The following is an 18,485-nucleotide window of genomic DNA, read 5'->3' as shown; positions in this document are numbered from 1 at the left end:
ATCTTTTGAACGGTGATATACTTTCCGTATGAAAAACATCATTGTATACGTGAAGACCGGCTGTCCATGGTGTATCGGCGTGACGAATTTGCTCAAAGAAAAAGGGGTGAAATTTGAAGAGCGTAATGTCACCGAGAACAAGGCTTTTATGGACGAAATGGTACAGAAGAGTGGGCAAAGCAAAGCGCCAACGCTCGATATCGACGGACATATCCTTGCGGACTCGGACAAGGAGCAGGTCGCCGCGTATTTGAAGCTATAGATTTCGTCAGTTGCTACTTCGTATCCTCGAGTGCCAAGCTCCAGCGTACACCGTAGAACATGAGGATGCCGAGGACGAGGAAGATGTAGCCGAAGTCGAATCCAGAGCGGGTAAGAATCGCGAGTGTGGCTGTCGCCAACAAAGGGCCGACGACATACGACCATGGACGCATGGTGCGGTAGAGACTTATGAAATTTACGCTCGAGCCGTCGATCTTTTTGAAGAAATATGTTTCGCTGGCGATTTCCACCATTGCGGCGCCGACACGCGTCACAAACAACACGCCGGTCCACACCCAGAATGCTTTTGTGTCAATAAAGGCGAGGAGGCTAGTGGAAACCGCCATGATAATAAAGCCGATACTGAGGATCTCTTTTTCACCCCAGCGGGTATCAGCCAGCTTGCCGAGCGGCTCTTCGATGAGTACGAACGGCAACAATATGATGCTGAACATCACGCCGATTTCGGCCCACGAGAAGCCGATGTGTTGGTGTAAATAGAGCGGGCTGTAGATGACCATCCACGAAAAGAACAGCTGCATGATGAAGCTCACCATGAAGCTGCCAAAAATGTTTTTGTCTCGCCACACTTCGAGCACCGCTTCCTTGACGGGCATCTCTTTGTATTTTGGGTCACGAAAGTGTCGCAAATTGCTATTGAGGATGACCATCACTGGCAGGATTAGGAAGGCAGCTGCCACGAAGACTTGCCAATATTGACTGTCGCTCAAGATGAAGCCGGTTACTAATGGTGCAACAATCCAAGCAGTGTTGGCGCTAGTGAGGAAGATGCCGCGCACCTTGCCTACAATATTCTCGGTCGAATAATTTTCCAAGAATTCATCAAGGGTGAAGTTGGTGATTGCATTTCCGGCAAAGCTCGCAATGAAAGCAAGTAGAATCAGCCAGGTCGACTGCGCATATGCCAGGGTCAAAAAGCCACCGAGCTGCAAGGTGAGCATGATGACCGTCGCGTGATAGTTGCCAAGCTTCTCGATGACTCGCGGGATGATGGCGAATACTGCAATGGTAGCAATGGCCGCTAGCGCATACAGGAGACCAACTTTTTGTTCACCGACAAACTTACTCAGAAAGGTCGAAAAGATATACGCCGGCAACACCGCCTGAAAGGCGAACAAAAATCCCAAGATATACAATACAAATCGATGGTGCGATCTGTCTTTCGCCGTATTTTCCATACCCTTCATTATATCAATGTTTCGATAGTCTTTCTGTGATTTTGGGTATATATGGTGGACACAGCAAAATAGCATTCCAGGGGAACTGCGCAGGCCGACGGGCCGAGCTGGAGCAAAAAGTCACCAGACTTTTATGCGTATCCCCTGGAATGCTATTTTGCTGTGTCCCTCTTTAGATCCCCAAAATAACGGGAATGACGATAGGTTTCTTCGCTGTTTCCTGGAAGAGGTGTTTCGTCACGGCGTCGGTGACATTGGCCTTCACGACGTCGAAGTTGATTGGGTTCTGGCCGCGACATGAATCCTCAATAGTATCCTTCACGATGAATCGAGCGTCACGGAGCAAGTCTTGAGACTCACGCAAATACACGAAACCTCGAGAGATCAGATCCGGAGACTTTCGGAGCTTGCCGGTATTGGCATCGACAATCGCGACGATCACGAACATGCCGTCGTCGGCGAGCATTTGTCGGTCGCGGATGACCACTTCCTGTACATCGCCGACTGCGAAACCGTCCACCATCACCATGCCCGAAGGCGCCTTCTCCTTGAGTCGTACAAAAGTCTGACCCTTTTCCTGAATCTCGAGAATGCTGCCGTTGTCGGGGATGATCAAGTTGTTTGAAGGCATACCAAGCTGCATCGCCAATTCAGCATGCAGGCGGAGCATGTAGTGACATCCGTGCTGCGGCATGAAGAAACGAGGCTTGACCTTCTTGTGCAACCACTCGATCTCACCGCGATTGCCGTGTCCAGTAGAGTGGATGTACACGTCGGAGGTTCGGTAGTGGATGATCTTCGCACCTTGTCGCGCGAGGTTATCTTTGAGCTTCTGCACGGTCTTTTCGTTGCCGGGAATGATCGAAGACGAAAGCAACACAGTGTCTCGAGGGGTGAGCTTGAGATTCTTGTGTGCCTTGGTCGCCATGCGCATCAGCGCAGCGAACTCTTCGCCCTGCGCGCCAGTGGAAAGGATGATCACTCGGTCCGGCGGATACTGGTCGACATACTGAGAGTCGATGATGGTATCCTTCTTCACGGTCAACAAGCCGGCCAAAATGGCGATTTCCACGTTGGATTTCATGCTTCGGCCCTCGATGATGATCTTCTTGTTGTATTTCTCGGCAATCTGAATGATCTTGATCATGCGTTCCAACTGGGAAGAGAAGGTGCCGATGATAAGGCGGCCACGGATCTCCTTGATGATCTTGTCGAGGTTCTCATGCACGATACGCTCTGGAGTGGAGAAGCCGGGATTTTCGATGTTCGTAGAGTCGGCCATCATGAAGAGGGTCTTTTCCTTGTCGAAAAGAGCATATTCTTTCTCTTCGGCTTCGGTGGGCATGCCATCGGTGTGATCGAGCTTGTAGTCACCGGGAGTGACGAGGTTGCCGTACGGGGTTTCGATGATGATACCCATGGAGTCTGGGATCGTGTGGGTCACGGCGAAGAAGCGGACCGCGAGGTCATTGAATTTAATGCGATCAGCCTTTTCGATGATCTTGATATCAAGCGGCGGCATGTGAGGGAACTCACTGTGGCGCTTTTTCAGCATGATTGCGGTGAGGTTTCGAGTGTAGATCGGTGGGTTGCCGATGCGGTCCATCACGAAAGGCACACCTCCAATGTGGTCGAGGTGGCCGTGAGTGATGATAACTGCGCGAATCTTGTCCTTTCGGTCCTCAAGGTATTTGGTATTCGGCAAAATATAGTCGATACCCGGGGTACTCTCTTCCTTGAATTGGAAACCGATATCGATCACGACAATGTCGCGACCAAATTCGATCATCGTACAGTTCTTGCCAATTTCTTCTACGCCACCCAATGGGATGATACGGATGTTGTCGCCAATCGGTGGGATGAGGTCATCTGGGCGCTTCGGTGCGATACGGGGCTCGCCGCGGAACTTTCGATCGCGGAGCGATGCCTTTGGCTTGCGCTTTACCGGCGGGTGGATAGGGAGGGGAGCGCTCTGTGCGCCCGTGCCACCATGTCCGCCGCCGCGAGGCCCTGAGTGGCTACCGTGACCGCCTGAGCGTGGCCCACGAGCATGCTGGCTGCGCACCACAGGTACGTGGCTGCTGGTGTGGTATGAGCGCTTTTCACTTGGTGCTGGCGCCGCCGCCGCTGCGTCTACTGGTTTTGGTGTCTGATCGTTCATGGTGGTGTGGGTTAGCTGTGGATAAGATGGGTATTACTTGTGGTTAATGTGTTCATTGCTTGTTGATAACTGATGTCTTGTTGGTAAATATATTTATATCCCACACTCGCTCCGTGTTGATAAACCATCGTTCGATCTCTGCAAAACGTTCTGACGGGTCGCTGGTCTTGGTGAGCTCAACGTTCTTGACTTTGTCGGGGAGGAGATAGAGGAAGGATGGAGAGTAGAGGAAGATGGCCGGCTGATCTTTGGTGAGCTCCTGGGTGAATTGATTGATAAGCTTTGCTCGTTTCGTGCTTTCGCTTTCACTGCGGGCCTGTTCGAGGAGTTTGTCCGCCTTGGCATTGGTGTACAGTGCAATGTTCACTCCTGGGTCGTTGCGTTGTGATGAGTGCCAAAAGGCGTACAGGTCGAGATTGCGCCCAACAGCTTCTCCAAAGAGAACACTCTCATATTTGCGTGGCCGGAGAACGGTCTGTTTAAATTCTCCCTCCTCGCTTGACCTGACATCGACTTTCGCACCGATCATTTCCCACTGCTTTTTTAATAGCTGCGCCGTCTTGATCAGATCTTCGGAATTGGCGGTAGAGAGGGTGAAGGTGAGGGTTGAAGTTGTCTTTTTGACAGTCTTTTGCATTACGCCGTTGTCCCCGAGTTTCCAACCATTCTTGGCGAGCAATTTCTTGGCGTCTTCAATACGCGCCGTCGTCGATGCTGCGATCGTAGCGATAGCGGTCGAGGCACTGGAGTCATCGATCATGAAATTCGTAGGAACTGGACCGGCGAGGGGTGATCCGTAGCCGTTCAGAACGTTCGCAATGATTTCATGGCGATCTACTGCCATCTCGAGGGCGGCACGGACTTCTTTCTGTGTGAAGAGAGCATTCTGGTTTTGATTGAAAAAGACACCAAAGATGCGCGGAAGGGCGGCCTGGAGGATCGTTGACCCCGGCTTCTTCACACTGTCGGCTTTTTGAGGGGTAAGCGTGTTGAGCGCTTCGATCTCTCCAATGCCGTAGCCCTCTATTGCCGCTTCCTCCGATGGATAGAAGGTAAAATTGAGCTTTGAGATGAGAGGTGAACCGAGTGTGTATTGCTCGAATGGTATAAACGAATACTGGGTCGGCACACCGAGGTTATTTTTGTTCACGACATCAATCTTGTACGGACCGGCACCAATCGGCTGGGCATTGTATTGGCTGAAAGCGAATTGTTCAGGGTCGAGCACCTTCCATAGATGCTTTGGTAAAATACCCAGAGTGGTGCTTTCGAGAAAGGCCGCATATGGCTGGCGCAAAGTGAAGACGATCTGTTCCGGGTTCGGCACAGATACGGTGACGCCTTCCCAGTTGGCACGCTTCGGACTCTTCACTGCAGGATCTATGGCTTTGCGAATGGTGAACTCCACATCGTCTGCGGTGATCGGCTCGCCGTCATGAAAAGTAATGCCGTCTCGGAGGTTAAAAGTGTAGGTCTTGCCGTCATCGGAAATGGTGTAGCTTTTTGCTAGCTCCGGCACGAGACGACCATCTGATTCCACCTTCATGAGGCCAGCGTACACGAGAGAGACGATATCCTTATCGGCCTCGGATGTGGCGAAAAGTGGGTTTGCCAGGTGTGGGGTGCCGATGATGCCTTCGGTGAGCTCGCCTCCTGCTGCAGGGATATCCACCATGAAGAGGTCGTTGGCTCTATAGAGCAAGACGAGAGCACTTACCGCAAAGCAAGTGACAAACAGCCAAAACAGCACATTCTCTATAGGAGAAAATGCAGAAACCGCTTCGTTCATTTTGCCACTGAATGGAACCCGAAATGGTGTTTTCAAAAGAGTGAAAGAGAAAACCTACGCACTTTCCGAAGTTGCCCAATGAAGACGATGGGTCGGTACTACTTGAGTGCGATAAGTGCTGATAAACCAAAGAGAATAGCTAGGACGATTGTGCCATTGAAAAGAAACTTCTCGAGACCACGTCGAGTGTGGAAAGTGGTGCCGAAGTTGTTGCTTTCACCGAAAGCGCCGCCAATGCCTGAACCGGTCTGCTGGAGCAGAATCGCCGCGATCAAGAGCACTGACAACACGATCTGAATGTGTGGCAGGAGGGCCTTTAGCGTATCCATTGGGGACTAGTATAGCAGATACGACAATCGGAGTCAAAACCCTGCAATCCGAGGCTCGTGTGGCTTGATATTAAGGCGCTTTGCGGTATAATACTCAGCTATGGAAAACACACAAAGCATTTCACGACGATCGTTGGTTATTATTGGCGCGTTTGTTATCGTTATTTTGGCGCTCGGTTTCTATTACAAGAGCAGCATTATGCAGAAGTTCTCGATCGGCGAGACTGCCGTGGTAGCGGAGGTGAGTGACGATTCTCCGATCGCTCTGTACAAAAACCCTGCGTATGGCTATCAGTTCAGCTACGAGAAGGCAAAATTCTCTCTTGTGCAAGCGAGCATATTGCCACTCGGAGTAAAGACTGCTGTGGCTGGCGTGAAGCTTATCGATACCGCTCGTGCAGCTGATCTCGGAAAGGGCGGCTGTTCGTATGGTGAGTCTGGCAAGCAGACTACTTGTAATGCCGACATGGAGAACGGTCTCTTTTTTGGTATCGTGAAAGCCGACCTCGAGACCGCGTTGTCTACTGTAGACAACCCAAGCCTTTTGAAGGCGGTGGCGATTAACGACGTTGATGTCTATCAATATTCTATCGGTGCGGAAGGTGATGGGATGGACTATTTCTTCTGGCCGATCACCGACGAAGCAACTCTTCTTATTGCTCGAAAGTACACCGGTGCCTCTGCTCCGACCAACTTCGACACCATGCTTCTCTTGAACGCGATGACTTTCCCGGGAATGGTGAAGAATAGTCAGGCAGATGAAGCCGCTCACGCTCCAAAGAAATAATCCTGCAAATAATCACATATGAAAAAAATCCTCATCGGCATCGCGGTCGTCGTCATCCTTGGGGCGCTCTATGGCGTGTCGGTGTACAACAGTGTCGTCACCCAGGGACAGGCAGTAGACTCACAGTGGGCAAAGGTAGAATCTTCGCTCCAGCGACGCTTTGACCTCATCCCCAATCTCGTAAATTCCGTGAAGGGCACTTTGAAACAGGAACAGGCGATCTTCACTGCGATTGCTGAAGCTCGTACTCAGTATGCTGGTGCCACCACGCTTGCCGACAAGTCCGCTGCGGCATCACAGATGGAGACTGGCCTCGGTCGTTTGATCGCTATTGTCGAAAACTATCCAGTTTTGAAATCTTCCGAGGCAGTGCAGACCCTCATGACGCAGCTTGAAGGAAGCGAAAATCGCATCAATACCGAGCGAGGCCGATACAACGAATTCGTCCAGGGATACAATACCCTCGTGGTGCGTTTCCCCGGTTCGATGTTCGCAAAAATGTACGGTTTCACTGCAAAAGAATACTTCCAAGCCGACAAGGCAGCTGCGGTAGTGCCGTCGGTTAATCTCTAGTCAATAGATGCAAGGAAATCAGCAAAAGATGCGCGCTATTCAGGGCGGCATTGCGGCGGCAATACTTTTGTTGCCGCTTTTTGCTTGGGCGTACCAGAGCCCTGGTCGACCGACCGGCTTTGTGAATGATTTTGCCAAGGTGCTCACGACCGAGCAGGTGCTTGAGCTCAACAAAGAGCTCGCGGCGTATTCGCTGCAGGGTGAGCAGAATGAGATTTCGGTGGTGACGGTGCCGAATCTCGGTGGTGACGATGTTGAGAGTTACGCCGAGGCGCTTTTTAAAGAGTGGGGGATCGGCAAGGCGGAGAAGGACAACGGTGTACTACTGCTCGTGGCGATCGAGGATCGCAAAATGCGCATCGAGGTCGGCTATGGTGCTGAGGCGCTGCTCACCGATGCGCAGAGTGGGGCGATCATTCGCAATACTTTGACCCCGGCGTTTCGCGCCGGCGATTATTACGGCGGCATTAGCGCCGCGGTGCGCCAAATCGCCGGCGCATTGGGCGGGGATCCGTCTGCAATAGCGGATGTTCCGTCGGTCGAGCATTCATCAGGATTCATGGGACTTTCTTTCGACTCGATTTTGGTATTCGCATTCTTTTTCTTCAGTTTTGTCGGCAGTATTTTGGGTGCCTCGCGTTCGTGGTGGTTGGGAGGAGTGCTTGGCGGTGTCGGGGGCATTATTATTGGCTTTATCTACGGATTTCTCTACACCGGCGTCGCTTGGACGGCGATTCTGATCGTGCTCGGCCTAATCCTCGACTTTCTGCTTTCGCGTTCGTACCACCGTTCGATGCTATCGCACGGCGTTGCGCCATGGTGGTTTGGTGGTGGACGAGGCGGGTCCTCAGGCGGTGGATTCGGAGGCTTTGGCGGTGGCAGTTCAGGAGGGGGTGGGTCGAGTGGGAGTTGGTAGCGGAAATTCATAGAAACTTTATCATTTCTTAGCGCTTTCTTTATCGCTTTTTAGCAGTTTCTCTATCGCGCTTTTGCGACAATGTAGCTATTACATTTTGTTGCAAAAACATGAGGATTGTATACACTGAACATGCGAAAGAGAGAATGCGGCAGAGGGAGGTCAGCTTGTTTCGGGTATTCGAAACGGTGAGGCGACCCGAAAAGATTTCCTTTTTGCGAGTTGGCAGGAAAAAGGCTGTTCGCAGATATGGAACTAGGAGCCTCGTCGTGATTTATGTTGTCGAGTCAGTATTATATATAATTATCACCACATACCATGAAAGTAACGTATGATAAAAATATCGATGCTCTGTATCTCTCTTTTCGATCTGGTGATATCGAGCGTACCGTCGAGGTGGGAGGAGGCTTCCATGCCGACGTTGATAAGGAGGGACGCATCGTCGGCATCGAGCTGCTAAGTGCTTCAGATGTCATTTCTAAGGGCGACTTAAGTCGGCCGATTCAGATCGTGACAGTATAAAACTACATATTGGAAAGATGCCAGAGCGGTCGAATGGGCAACCCTGGAAAGGTTGTATATCCGAAAGGGTATCGAGGGTTCGAATCCCTCTCTTTCCGCAGTGAGCGGAGCGAACGGAGGAAAGAAGCAGGCACTTGAGTGCCTGCGTGAGGGATTCGAAAAGGTTCTCCCATATTTTCGAGGAGCTTTGCTCCAAGAAAATGGGAAACCCGTACTGGTCCTGCAAGGACCGAAGCTTCTAGGGTGGTCCTGTAAGGACCGAATCCCTTTACGTTCCAGAACCATTCGCGTATCATTGATAAGAATAACATCATGGATCCAAACACAATCGCGCCGCTCGGTGTGGAGAAAAGGACGTTACTCGGTCCGTCGTTGCTTGTAAAAAAAGCCTACACATTCTACAAAGAGCATTTTAAAAAATTGTGGCCGCTCTTTTTGCTCGGTGGTTTGGGAAATGTCAGTCTGCGCCTCGGTAACTTTTCAGATACCATCGATAAGGGAACTGGGGATTTGAGCATGTCTGTATCCATGATCATTCTCTCCCTTATCCTCGGTCTACTTCTTTGGCTCTTTCTCCTGCTTTCCAAGGTTGCACTTTTCAAAAGTATTGTCGATATTCGCAAAGGGCAGTTTGTCGGCATAAAAGATGCGTACAGAAAGGCAAGACCGCTATTCTGGTCACTTATTCTTATATCTATTATTTCGTCACTAGCGACTGCGGGTGCGACACTTCTTTTCATTGTTCCCGGTATTATTTTGTCCGGATATCTAGTGTTTTCTCAGTACGAGTTGTTTGAAGAAGGGCGGAAGGGTTTCCAAGCGATCTTGGGGAGCTGGAGATTGGTCCGCGGGTATTGGTGGAAAGTGTTGCTTAGAATGATCAGCACCACCCTCCTCGTCGGCCTACTCACTCTTTTGGCCACAGCTATTTTGGCGATCCCAACAGTAGTCCTTGCGATACTTTTCAAGGGCACGATTATTAGCATTATTGTATATGTTGTCGCTGGAATTATTTTTGCCGCTGGCATTTTCCTCTTTTTTGCACCACTCTCTATCCTCACGGTATTTGAAATCTACTACGATCTCCGCTCGATAAGAGCCGCAGAGATTGCACCGGATGAAGCTCTCGACAAAAAGCGAAAGAAGAAGCTCGTGGCTTCAATGGCTGTCGCCATCATTGGCCTAATCACGATTTCTTCGGTCGCCTTTTACCTCGGTTTCAAAGAGGCCATCTCAGCCAACCGCTTCAGTGAGCTAGAGCAGGTGGTGGTTCCGCACGAAACATACTTTACCTCAGAAAACGCGACAGATTTATTCACGATAGATTATCCTGTATCTTGGCGGAAGACTGGCGAGGCTCTCGCGTCGGATTCAGAGGTCTACGGTCATCAAATTATTTTCGGTCCAGATAACAAATCGATCGCATCGACTACCGCCATCGTCATCACTGTCGGTAATTTACCAGAGACAGCCAAAGATGAGGATTCATTCAGAGACTTCCTCATTTCTTCAATTAAAGAGAACCAAAAATCGAAGGTTGTCTCTATGATGGTCGCAACAAGTACGATTTCAATTTATCCATCAACAGAAATCACCTACGTGATTGAGAGACTTTCCTCAACGACTTCTAGCATCGTCGGTCCTCGAAAAGTGTTTCAAACATTCTTCCTGAGGGGCAACTTCTATTACCTACTTTCTTATGAGGCTACTCCCGCTGATTTCTCGAAATATCTTCCAGACGCGAGGTCTATGATCGCTTCCTGGTATCCATACTACACTCAGAAGACGGTGGGCGATATTAGTCGTTACATGAATCGTGATTATGGCTTTGTCCTCGAGTATCCAAGCGAATGGCTTTCAGTCGGGGGCACTCCAGAAGATGGGCACATCGCACGCTTCGTGAAGCCGGAGTATGACGTCGACGGCTTCTTAGTCGATAATCAAAGAATTCGAGTTTCTGTGAATCGCTACGCGAAAGGGTTAAAGGATTTTGTGGACACCTACATCCGCCTTAGTACGAGAGCTGCTCAGAGCTTTGTTATTGAACGAAATGAGCCTACCAAACTGTCTGGGTACGATGCAACCCTCCTGTCTTTCAGTTTTCGAGATGTTGGAGATATCGCGACATCTACGGTAACCGCTATTTTTGCGGCCCACAATGGGAAGGTGTACACCCTCGCTTTCGATGGATTCAACGGTCCAGAGATCCAGGATTCATTGATACAAAAAGTCTCGCGAACATTCACGATAACTGATACTGTCTCCTCGGTAACCGATACTGACGACAGCCTTGCGGTGTACGAAAATCGCCAATTCGGTCACACGCTTACAGTCCCGAAAGAGTGGTCAAGAAACGCTGAGCTCGACATTCCTAATCTAACCGTCGAGTCATACATGCCATTATTGGAATCAGAAGACGTGTTTCGTGGAGTGATGGGTGTTGGCGTCATCGATGCCGAACTGTATCCTAGAAAATATCCAATCGCCGACTACCGAGATGACTCAGTGATTTCCTGGAAGCAGTGGTATGGAGAGACGAAAGGATTCAAACTACTTGAGACTGGCACGACCACTGTTGATGGCAACCCTGCCGCCTACTTTGTAGGGTCATATCAAGGCGAATTTGGGACCGAAGGACAACTTCCGCCAAAGTTGAAAGTGAAGCAGGTATTTATCGATAAGGATGAAATGAAACGCTGGATTTCTTACATTGATGATGAGGCGGACTTCGAGAAAAATGTTCTCATTTTCGATCAAGCGGTGAAGTCGTTTACGTGGCGCTAGTTTCTTCATCATTTCTCTACCAAATCTTAGCGGTTTCTTGAACCTTTCTTAGCAGTTTCTCTATCGCTCTTTTTGTATGCTATGTGTATTACTCAATAACACGCATACATATGAATATATCTATCGCAGCCATCGCTCTCGGCATTATTTTTAGCCTCGCTAGCCCACAAATGGCTCAAGCTATTGGTGGTTTGGAAGATTTTGTCGCTAAGCCGGACATTAAATCGTATGGCTCGGTGAGTGCGAGTCCAAAAGGCCTCACGCCCGACCAAGTAAAGCGCATTTATCGTCTCATTGAGCGGGTGCCGCCGGTCTCCGCCTCCAGCGCGGCTTCCGCCTTTTCGACAACTGCAAGCTCGACTACTAAAAAGACCCTCGCCATCATCACGGCATATGACAATCCGACGATCGAGCAAGATCTCGCCGTGTTCAACGGGCAATTTTCATTGCCGGCTTGTACGAAAGTAAACGGTTGCTTCGAAAAGCACCTGATGGATCCAAAAATAAAGGCGAACACCACCTGGGCTCTCGAGAGCGCACTCGACGTTGAGTGGGCACACGCCATCGCTCCGAAGGCCAAAATACTTTTAGTAGTGGCGAAATCGGCGAAAGGGAAGGATTTGCTCGAGGCGATCGACTACGCACGTGGTCGCAAAGATGTATCAGCGATCTCCATGAGCTGGGGTGGTAAAGAATTTCCTGACCAGATCCATCTTGAAGATCACTTCACTTCAAAATACGGTGCCACTTTTTTCGCTTCGTCTGGTGACAGTGGCACGGGGGTGAGTTGGCCGGCAGCGTCACCGAATGTCGTCTCGGTTGGCGGCACGACACTTAATCTGAAGAAGGATGGTTCGATGCTCTCAGAAAAAGCGTGGTCGGGAAGTGGTGGTGGGGTGAGTAAGTATTCAATTCAACCCAATTTCCAGGCCGATTACGTGATCTCGAAGGCCAATGGCAAGCGAGCGGTCCCAGACGTGGCCTTTGCCGCTGACCCCAAGACCGGCTTCTCGGTATTCTCTACCTCAGCCGGGGCAAAAAAGAGTGGTTGGCATGTGCTGGGTGGTACGAGTGCTGGCGCACCGGCTTGGGCAGCGATCAAAATGATCGGCAGCAATGTCTCGCACGAATCATTTTACAAAGCGAAAGCCTCTGAGAAGAACGCGGACTTTTTTCGAGACATTGTGAGCGGAAAAAACGGCGACTGTACCTTCTACTGTTCAGCGCGCAAGCACTACGACTTCGTGACCGGTCTCGGCACACCGCTCTCGACGCACTTTTGAGGATAAGGTCGAAAACTTTTCCACAGAAGGGATGAAAAAGTCTAAAAAATCGAGAAGATAAAATTCTTCTAAAAGAAAACGCTCGTTTATCTCCCAGAAAAGCCCTCGTTTGCAAGGCATTTTCAGCATGCCATTGCCACGGGAGCTTTTTTGTATTTTCTTGCGCAAAACCGCTTGCCACTGCCTATGCGCGAGGTATGGATTGGAGTAAAATAGTCTTTACACGATAAAGAAGTAATGAATTCTTTATCAAGAAGAATTAACCATAATCCATTATCATCCACATGCCGAAAAAAGCGCCACGATCATCAGAAAAGAAAGACAAGGAAGCAAAGCAGAGCTCCCGAATGGGAGGCTTGATCAAGACCGTGAAGAAGCGCAACGGCACACTCGCGCCGTTTGATCTTTCGCGAATCTCAAACGCGATTCACAAGGCGATGTTGGATGTGACCGAGGGTTCAATGGAAGAAGCTGAGCTCGTGGCACACAAGGTGTATGCTGAATTGGTCCGGATCACCAAGAAGCACGCTGACTTTGTTCCTACCGTGGAGGGAATGCAGGATATGATCGAGCAGCAGCTCATGATGAGCGACTATGTGAAGGCAGCAAAGGCCTACATTCTCTATCGACAGGAGCGCACCAAGCTCCGCGAGAAGGGTGTGCAGGTGCCAGAGCATGTGCGCAAGCTCGCTGCGGAAAGCAAGAGCCATTTCCGCAATGCGCTCGGCGAATTTATCTACTACCGAACCTACTCTCGATGGATCGACACCGAAGGTCGTCGTGAGACTTGGGTAGAAACCGTGGATCGCTACATGTCTTTCATGCGAGAGAATCTTGGCGGCAAGCTCAAAGAGGCAGAGTACAAGGAAGTGCGCGACACTATCGCGAAGCAGGAGGCGATGCCGTCAATGCGTCTTCTTCAATTCGCTGGCCCAGCGGCGCGCAAGAGCAATGTCACTGCGTACAACTGTTCATTTATCGCTCCGGAATCGTACCAGGATTTTGCTGAGATTATGGCGCTCTCCATGTCTGGAGCCGGCGTCGGTTTCTCTGTCGAGACTCGCAACGTGCAGAAGCTCCCGATCATTAAAGAGCAGACCGGCGAAGTGGTGAAGTTTGTGATTCCAGACAGCCGAGAGGGTTGGGCGGATTCATTCGCCTTCGGTATGAAGATGTGGTTCGAAGGCAAGGATGTGCAGTTTGATTACTCGGAGCTCCGACCAGCCGGCGCACGACTGAAGACTATGGGCGGCAAGAGCTCTGGTCCAGCGCCATTGATGGAGATTCATCAGTTCACTCGAACCAAGATTCTCAGCCGACAGGGTCGACGCCTCAGCAACCTCGATGCGCACGATATTATCTGCAAGATTGGCGAAGGTGTGGTGTCTGGTGGTGTGCGACGAACCGCGCTCATCTCGCTCTCTGACCTCGACGATCTCGAGATCCGCGATTCAAAGAAGGGACAGTTCTATATGACCCAGCCACAGCGTTCTCTTGCTAACAACTCCGCGGTATACATGCAGAAGCCTTCGAACGCCGAATTTCTCGACGAGTGGACAGCACTCATGAAGTCGGGTTCTGGTGAGCGAGGTATTTTCAACCGAGGCGGCCTCAAGACCACCATGCCAGCACGACGCCTCGCGATTTCAAAGGGCTATATCGATAGCTATGGCACCAACCCTTGCGGCGAAATCATTCTTCGATCAAAGCAATTCTGCAACCTCACTGAAGTCGTTGCGCGACATGAAGACACTCTCGAATCTCTCAAGCGCAAGATCCGTGTGGCGACCATCATTGGCACCTACCAGTCCTCTCTTACCAATTTCATGTACCTTTCTCCGGAATGGAAGAAGAATTGTGAAGAGGAGCGACTCCTCGGGGTATCAATTACCGGTCAGTGGGACTCTCCGGCATCTCGAAAGCCTGAGGTAATGCGAGCATTACGAGATGAATCGATCAAGGTCAACAAACAGTTTGCTAAGCGCTTCGGCATCAATCCTTCCGCTTCGATCACTTGCACCAAGCCATCAGGAAATCTTTCTCAGACCGTGGATTGTTCGTCTGGCGTGCACCCACGATTTGCACCGTTCTATATCCGACGAGTGCGAATCGCGGCGACCGACGCACTCTTCAAGATGCTCAAGGAGCAGGGCGTGCAGTATCATCCGGAAGTAGGGCAGACCCTCGAGAATGCAACTACCTACGTCGTGGACTTCCCGGTCCGAGCGCCAAAGGGTTCTATTTTTAAGAATGACCAGACTGCGATCGACCAGCTCGAATACTGGAAGCAGGTCAAGGTCAATTTCACCGAGCACAATCCTTCGACCACCGTCTCTGTCGGCGATGACGAGTGGCTTGAGGTGGGCAACTGGGTCTACAAGAATTGGGATATCGTCGGTGGACTCTCGTTCCTCCCTCGAAGCAATCACGTGTATCGACTCGCTCCATACGAGGAGATCACCGAGGTGCAGTACAATGAGCTCGCGAAGCGCTACGAACACATCGACTTCTCGAAGATTGTGACCTACGAGCGCGCTGATGAGACCGAAGTCAAGAAAGAGCTCGCGTGTGCCGGTGGGGTATGTGAGATTGAGACGGTGCCAAGCGAATCGAAGAAGTAGGGAAAACGCAAAAGACATTCTCCTGGAGCACGGATATTTTCTTGCTAGAAAATTCCTCGAGCTCGCGCCGGTCGCGCTCGCTAGGCTCCAGTTGAATGCCTTTTGCGTTTTACCACTGTCTCGTCGGGTTTCTCGCGGTGAAAATAGTGCCTGCGGATTTTTCATACAAATTCATACAAAGTATGAGGAAGTATGAAAAATCCGCACCTACTTGAAACCACTGTGCCATCCACCCCGGCAAGGGGTGCGATGGGTATTCCGGCATTTACTTCTCATGAGAAACATGGTATTCTAAATAGGTCCCTACATTGAATGACTGCGCCAGATCGCTCGAAAGGGCCGTCTGGTGAGGAAAGTCCGAACACTCGCCGGCGCCGCAAGGCGCCGGCAGCAGGGTAGCGGGTAACGCCCGTCCGATCTGTCGGTCTTCGCAAGAGGGCGCGATAGCGAGAGGTGCGAACAGAGACGCTGGGTCCCGAAAGGGGTTCGGCATCTGCGGTCGAAAGGTCGCAGATGAATCTTCCCGGTGACGGGAGGGGTGCAACGGCAAAATCCTTACCTGTGTGCAAGGCCGTACCGTCCGGCGGCAGCAATGCCGCCGGACAGGGGTGCCGCTCGAGCCGGGGAGCGATCCTCGGCCTAGATAAATGGTCATTCAGCCGGCGAGGCGCAAACCGAGCCGGCGGACAGAATTCGGCTTATAGATGTGGGACATATGGAGAACCGCCTGAAATGGCGGTTTTTCTTTTGATGATTTTTTCCACCGCCCTCCCTTTTTTTTCTGCACCCCCTTTGCTATAATTGCCACATTATTCCTCAGTAGTTTAATTGCTTTACTCACATGGATCCAGAAGTTGCTTCAGCTGTATCGTCCGCCGAAAAGAAATCAGGAAAATGGTCAGCCCGCTTCGAGAAATGGTCATTTTTCCTACTCCTCGGCGCGACGTTCCTGTTGCCAATCTTCTTTTTTCCAAGTGTCGCTGTTATCTTCTCCAAGACGGCACTCCTAGCTACGGTAGCTGTCATCTTGGCAATCGTACTCATCTTCGATGCCCTGAGGCATTCTCAGCTACGCCTTCCGTACAACCTTTTTACACTCTCAACACTGATCATGTTGCTCGCCTTCGTCCTCAGTGCTTTCTTGTCTGGTGACGCTGGACAGTCCTTCTTCGGTACAAGATTCGAGGTGGGTACGGCTCTTTCCATACTCCTCGGAACGACACTGTTGTTCTTTACCGCTCATTTCTTCCGCACAAAGGATCGAGTTTTCGCTTTCTTCATCGCTTTCTTCTCGTCAGCCTCGCTTATCGCACTGCATCAGATTGTCCGTCTCACTTTTGGTCCAGAGGTGCTTACTTTTGGAATATCGAATGCCGCAGCCTTTACACTTATCGGTAAGTTGAATGAGCTCGGTATCTATTTTGGTCTCGTGGCCATCTTGTCTCTCGTTAGTTTGGAAATCCTCACTCTGAACAAAACCTTCAGGATCATCTGGTCCGTCGTGTTGGCGATTGCACTTTTTTTCTTGGTACTCACAAACTTCAGTTATGTCTGGATTGTTGTCGGTCTTTCGGCTGTCATTGCCTTCTCGTACCTCTTTATTAGCCGAAAGAAAGGTGAGGCTCCGGCCACGAAACGATTCTCAAAGGCTTCGCTCATTGTGTTCGTGTTTGCTCTCATTTTTATTTTCCCGAAGGGGCCGGTATGGGTGATCAATCACGCACCACAGTTTGTACAGGACGGTGCTGGCAAAGTCGCGAGTTTCTTAAATGTCAGCGATATCGAGGTGCGTCCATCTTTCACCTACACTGCCGAGATTGCAAAAGAGACGCTCAAGCATGACCCGGTCTTTGGTGTTGGTCCAAATAAATTTGTCGACCAATGGATCGCGCTCAAGCCAGCCGAGGTGAATCAGACGGTGTTCTGGGGTTCAGACTTTATCTACGGCATTGGACTTGTTCCGACCTATGCGGTGACCACGGGTATTTTGGGATTGCTCGCGACACTGTTCTTTTTGGGTATGTTTGGCTATCTCGGCTTTGTCCATGTCTTCAAAAAGGGTCGCGACCAGTTCACTCAGTACCTGATTGTCTCTTCGTATATTGGCGCTCTCTATCTCTGGATTTTCCAGGTGATATACATTCCGAGCGAGGTCTTGTTCTACACAGCCTTTCTGTTCACCGGGATTTTCATTGCCTGCTTACATCGAGATGGTGCATTTCAACACCGAGTATTCAACTATGGTTCGAATGCCCGGCTGTCTTTTGTGGCGGTATCAACACTGATCGTCGTACTGTTAGGCACTATTTCCTTTGCTTACTACCTCGTCGAGAAGGTGTATGCCTCGTACCAATTTACGCAGGCCGCTATTGCGGTCAACACCAAGGGCGACTTAGTTGCTGGGGAAGAGGCATTGAATAATGCCATCGCCGCTGACCCTCAAGATGGCTACTACCGAGGCTTGGTACAGCTTGGCGTATTAAAGATCAATGCGGTATTGAACGATGAGTCATTGAAGCAGGATCAGAAAACTGCACAAATCTCCCCATTACTCGCGACCACTTTGGATGCTGCCCAGAAGGCGATCAAGCAGGATGAGGGCAATTATCAGAATTGGATCACCCTCGGACAGCTGTACGAAGGTTTGCTACCATTCGGCTACGAAAAGGCATACGAAAGCGCGAAGCAGGCATATGAGAAGGCACAGACTTTGAACGCCAAGAATCCGTCGATTATTCTCGCACTTGCTCGATTGGAAGCGACCAACAAGGATTTGCCAAAGGCGAAAGAGGTCGTCATGCAAGCGCTTGCAATGAAGCAAAATTATTCAGAGGCGATTTATCTCCTTTCACAGATTCAGATTGCGGAAGGTAATTTGAAGGACGCGATCCAGTCTGTCTCCGCTATCGCTTTCCTCAATCAGAACGATCCGACAGTTTTCTTCCAGCTCGGTTTTCTCCAATATTCGAACAAGCAATACGCAGATGCGGTGACGGCTCTTGAGCGAGCAGTGACTTTGAATCCGCAATACTCAAACGCGCGATACTTCCTCGGCATTAGTTATTCAAAGCTTGGCCGACGGTCCGACGCAATCGTTCAGTTTGAAGAGATACAAAAACTAAATCCAGACAATCAGGAAGTGAAGGCGGCTCTTGCCAACTTGAAGGCCGGCCGGGATCCTCTAGCGACGGCAGCAAAGGAGACTCCAAAAGAAGCTACCAAGAAGCTTCCGGTAAACGAGGAAAACTAGTTCCATTGGT

The 18,485-nt window shown here is 50.4% G+C and carries 13 protein-coding genes and 1 tRNA gene; 10 read left to right on the top strand and 4 right to left on the bottom strand.

The genetic code is table 11. From position 1 onward, the window contains the following. The first annotated feature begins 28 nt into the window (after positions 1–28). The gene (locus AAB391_01950; GenBank protein MEK7645062.1) at positions 29–262 is read left to right on the top strand and encodes a glutaredoxin family protein; all 234 of its coding nucleotides are present in this window, start codon (positions 29–31) and stop codon (positions 260–262) included. Between the two features lie 13 nt (positions 263–275). Here the strand turns inward: AAB391_01950 and AAB391_01945 are convergent, their stop codons facing one another. From AAB391_01945 to secG, 4 genes are all read right to left on the bottom strand, one after another. Continuing rightward, positions 276–1,460 carry an MFS transporter gene (locus AAB391_01945; protein MEK7645061.1) on the bottom strand — a complete coding sequence of 395 codons (1,185 nt, stop codon included), beginning with the start codon at positions 1,458–1,460 and terminating at the stop codon, positions 276–278. Between the two features lie 172 nt (positions 1,461–1,632). After that, positions 1,633–3,621, bottom strand: coding sequence for a ribonuclease J (locus AAB391_01940; protein ID MEK7645060.1), 1,989 nt, complete (start codon positions 3,619–3,621; stop codon positions 1,633–1,635). A gap of 52 nt (positions 3,622–3,673) precedes the next feature. Beyond that, positions 3,674–5,410 (bottom strand): peptide ABC transporter substrate-binding protein, encoded by a 1,737-nt coding sequence (locus AAB391_01935; protein ID MEK7645059.1) that lies wholly within the window; start codon positions 5,408–5,410, stop codon positions 3,674–3,676. 98 nt (positions 5,411–5,508) lie between these two features. After that, positions 5,509–5,739 carry a preprotein translocase subunit SecG gene (gene secG / locus AAB391_01930; protein ID MEK7645058.1) on the bottom strand — a complete coding sequence of 77 codons (231 nt, stop codon included), beginning with the start codon at positions 5,737–5,739 and terminating at the stop codon, positions 5,509–5,511. A gap of 100 nt (positions 5,740–5,839) precedes the next feature. Between secG and AAB391_01925 the strand changes: the two genes are divergently transcribed. The 9 genes from AAB391_01925 to AAB391_01885 all read left to right on the top strand — a co-directional run bounded on the left by AAB391_01925 (position 5,840) and on the right by AAB391_01885 (position 18,475). Beyond that, entirely contained in the window at positions 5,840–6,526 is a 687-nt protein-coding gene (locus tag AAB391_01925) for a hypothetical protein (GenBank protein ID MEK7645057.1), read from the top strand. A gap of 18 nt (positions 6,527–6,544) precedes the next feature. Further along, positions 6,545–7,099: a LemA family protein gene (locus AAB391_01920; protein MEK7645056.1), complete on the top strand. Its 555-nt coding sequence runs from the start codon at positions 6,545–6,547 to the stop codon at positions 7,097–7,099. Positions 7,100–7,106: 7 nt separating this feature from the next. Beyond that, the gene (locus AAB391_01915; protein ID MEK7645055.1) at positions 7,107–8,015 is read left to right on the top strand and encodes a TPM domain-containing protein; all 909 of its coding nucleotides are present in this window, start codon (positions 7,107–7,109) and stop codon (positions 8,013–8,015) included. Positions 8,016–8,333: 318 nt separating this feature from the next. Continuing rightward, entirely contained in the window at positions 8,334–8,537 is a 204-nt protein-coding gene (locus tag AAB391_01910) for a DUF2283 domain-containing protein (GenBank protein MEK7645054.1), read from the top strand. Between the two features lie 11 nt (positions 8,538–8,548). Next, positions 8,549–8,635 (top strand) — tRNA-Ser (locus AAB391_01905). A 214-nt stretch (positions 8,636–8,849) separates the two neighbouring features. Continuing rightward, complete coding sequence (locus tag AAB391_01900; GenBank protein ID MEK7645053.1) at positions 8,850–11,321, top strand: hypothetical protein; 2,472 nt, start codon at positions 8,850–8,852, stop codon at positions 11,319–11,321. Positions 11,322–11,431: 110 nt separating this feature from the next. After that, complete coding sequence (locus AAB391_01895) at positions 11,432–12,604, top strand: S53 family peptidase (GenBank protein MEK7645052.1); 1,173 nt, start codon at positions 11,432–11,434, stop codon at positions 12,602–12,604. Positions 12,605–12,888: 284 nt separating this feature from the next. Continuing rightward, positions 12,889–15,225, top strand: coding sequence for an ATP cone domain-containing protein (locus AAB391_01890; protein ID MEK7645051.1), 2,337 nt, complete (start codon positions 12,889–12,891; stop codon positions 15,223–15,225). A gap of 841 nt (positions 15,226–16,066) precedes the next feature. Beyond that, entirely contained in the window at positions 16,067–18,475 is a 2,409-nt protein-coding gene (locus AAB391_01885; protein ID MEK7645050.1) for a tetratricopeptide repeat protein, read from the top strand. Positions 18,476–18,485: the final 10 nt, after the last annotated feature.

The sequence above is a fragment of the Patescibacteria group bacterium genome (assembly GCA_038065315.1).
Lineage (GTDB): Bacteria > Patescibacteriota > Minisyncoccia > Phycocordibacterales > JBBTRF01 > JBBTRF01.
Note: the sequence above shows the minus strand (reverse complement) of the source record. Positions and strands in the feature narration are given on the sequence as shown.

Bases quoted from the DNA above. Each gene is read 5' to 3' on its own strand.
- AAB391_01950 (MEK7645062.1), top strand. From the start codon at position 29: ATGAAAAACATCATTGTATACGTGAAGACCGGCTGTCCATGGTGTATC.
- AAB391_01945 (MEK7645061.1), bottom strand. From the start codon at position 1,460: ATGGAAAATACGGCGAAAGACAGATCGCACCATCGATTTGTATTGTAT.
- AAB391_01940 (MEK7645060.1), bottom strand. From the start codon at position 3,621: ATGAACGATCAGACACCAAAACCAGTAGACGCAGCGGCGGCGGCGCCA.
- AAB391_01935 (MEK7645059.1), bottom strand. From the start codon at position 5,410: ATGAACGAAGCGGTTTCTGCATTTTCTCCTATAGAGAATGTGCTGTTT.
- secG (MEK7645058.1), bottom strand. From the start codon at position 5,739: ATGGATACGCTAAAGGCCCTCCTGCCACACATTCAGATCGTGTTGTCA.
- AAB391_01925 (MEK7645057.1), top strand. From the start codon at position 5,840: ATGGAAAACACACAAAGCATTTCACGACGATCGTTGGTTATTATTGGC.
- AAB391_01920 (MEK7645056.1), top strand. From the start codon at position 6,545: ATGAAAAAAATCCTCATCGGCATCGCGGTCGTCGTCATCCTTGGGGCG.
- AAB391_01915 (MEK7645055.1), top strand. From the start codon at position 7,107: ATGCAAGGAAATCAGCAAAAGATGCGCGCTATTCAGGGCGGCATTGCG.
- AAB391_01910 (MEK7645054.1), top strand. From the start codon at position 8,334: ATGAAAGTAACGTATGATAAAAATATCGATGCTCTGTATCTCTCTTTT.
- AAB391_01900 (MEK7645053.1), top strand. From the start codon at position 8,850: ATGGATCCAAACACAATCGCGCCGCTCGGTGTGGAGAAAAGGACGTTA.
- AAB391_01895 (MEK7645052.1), top strand. From the start codon at position 11,432: ATGAATATATCTATCGCAGCCATCGCTCTCGGCATTATTTTTAGCCTC.
- AAB391_01890 (MEK7645051.1), top strand. From the start codon at position 12,889: ATGCCGAAAAAAGCGCCACGATCATCAGAAAAGAAAGACAAGGAAGCA.
- AAB391_01885 (MEK7645050.1), top strand. From the start codon at position 16,067: ATGGATCCAGAAGTTGCTTCAGCTGTATCGTCCGCCGAAAAGAAATCA.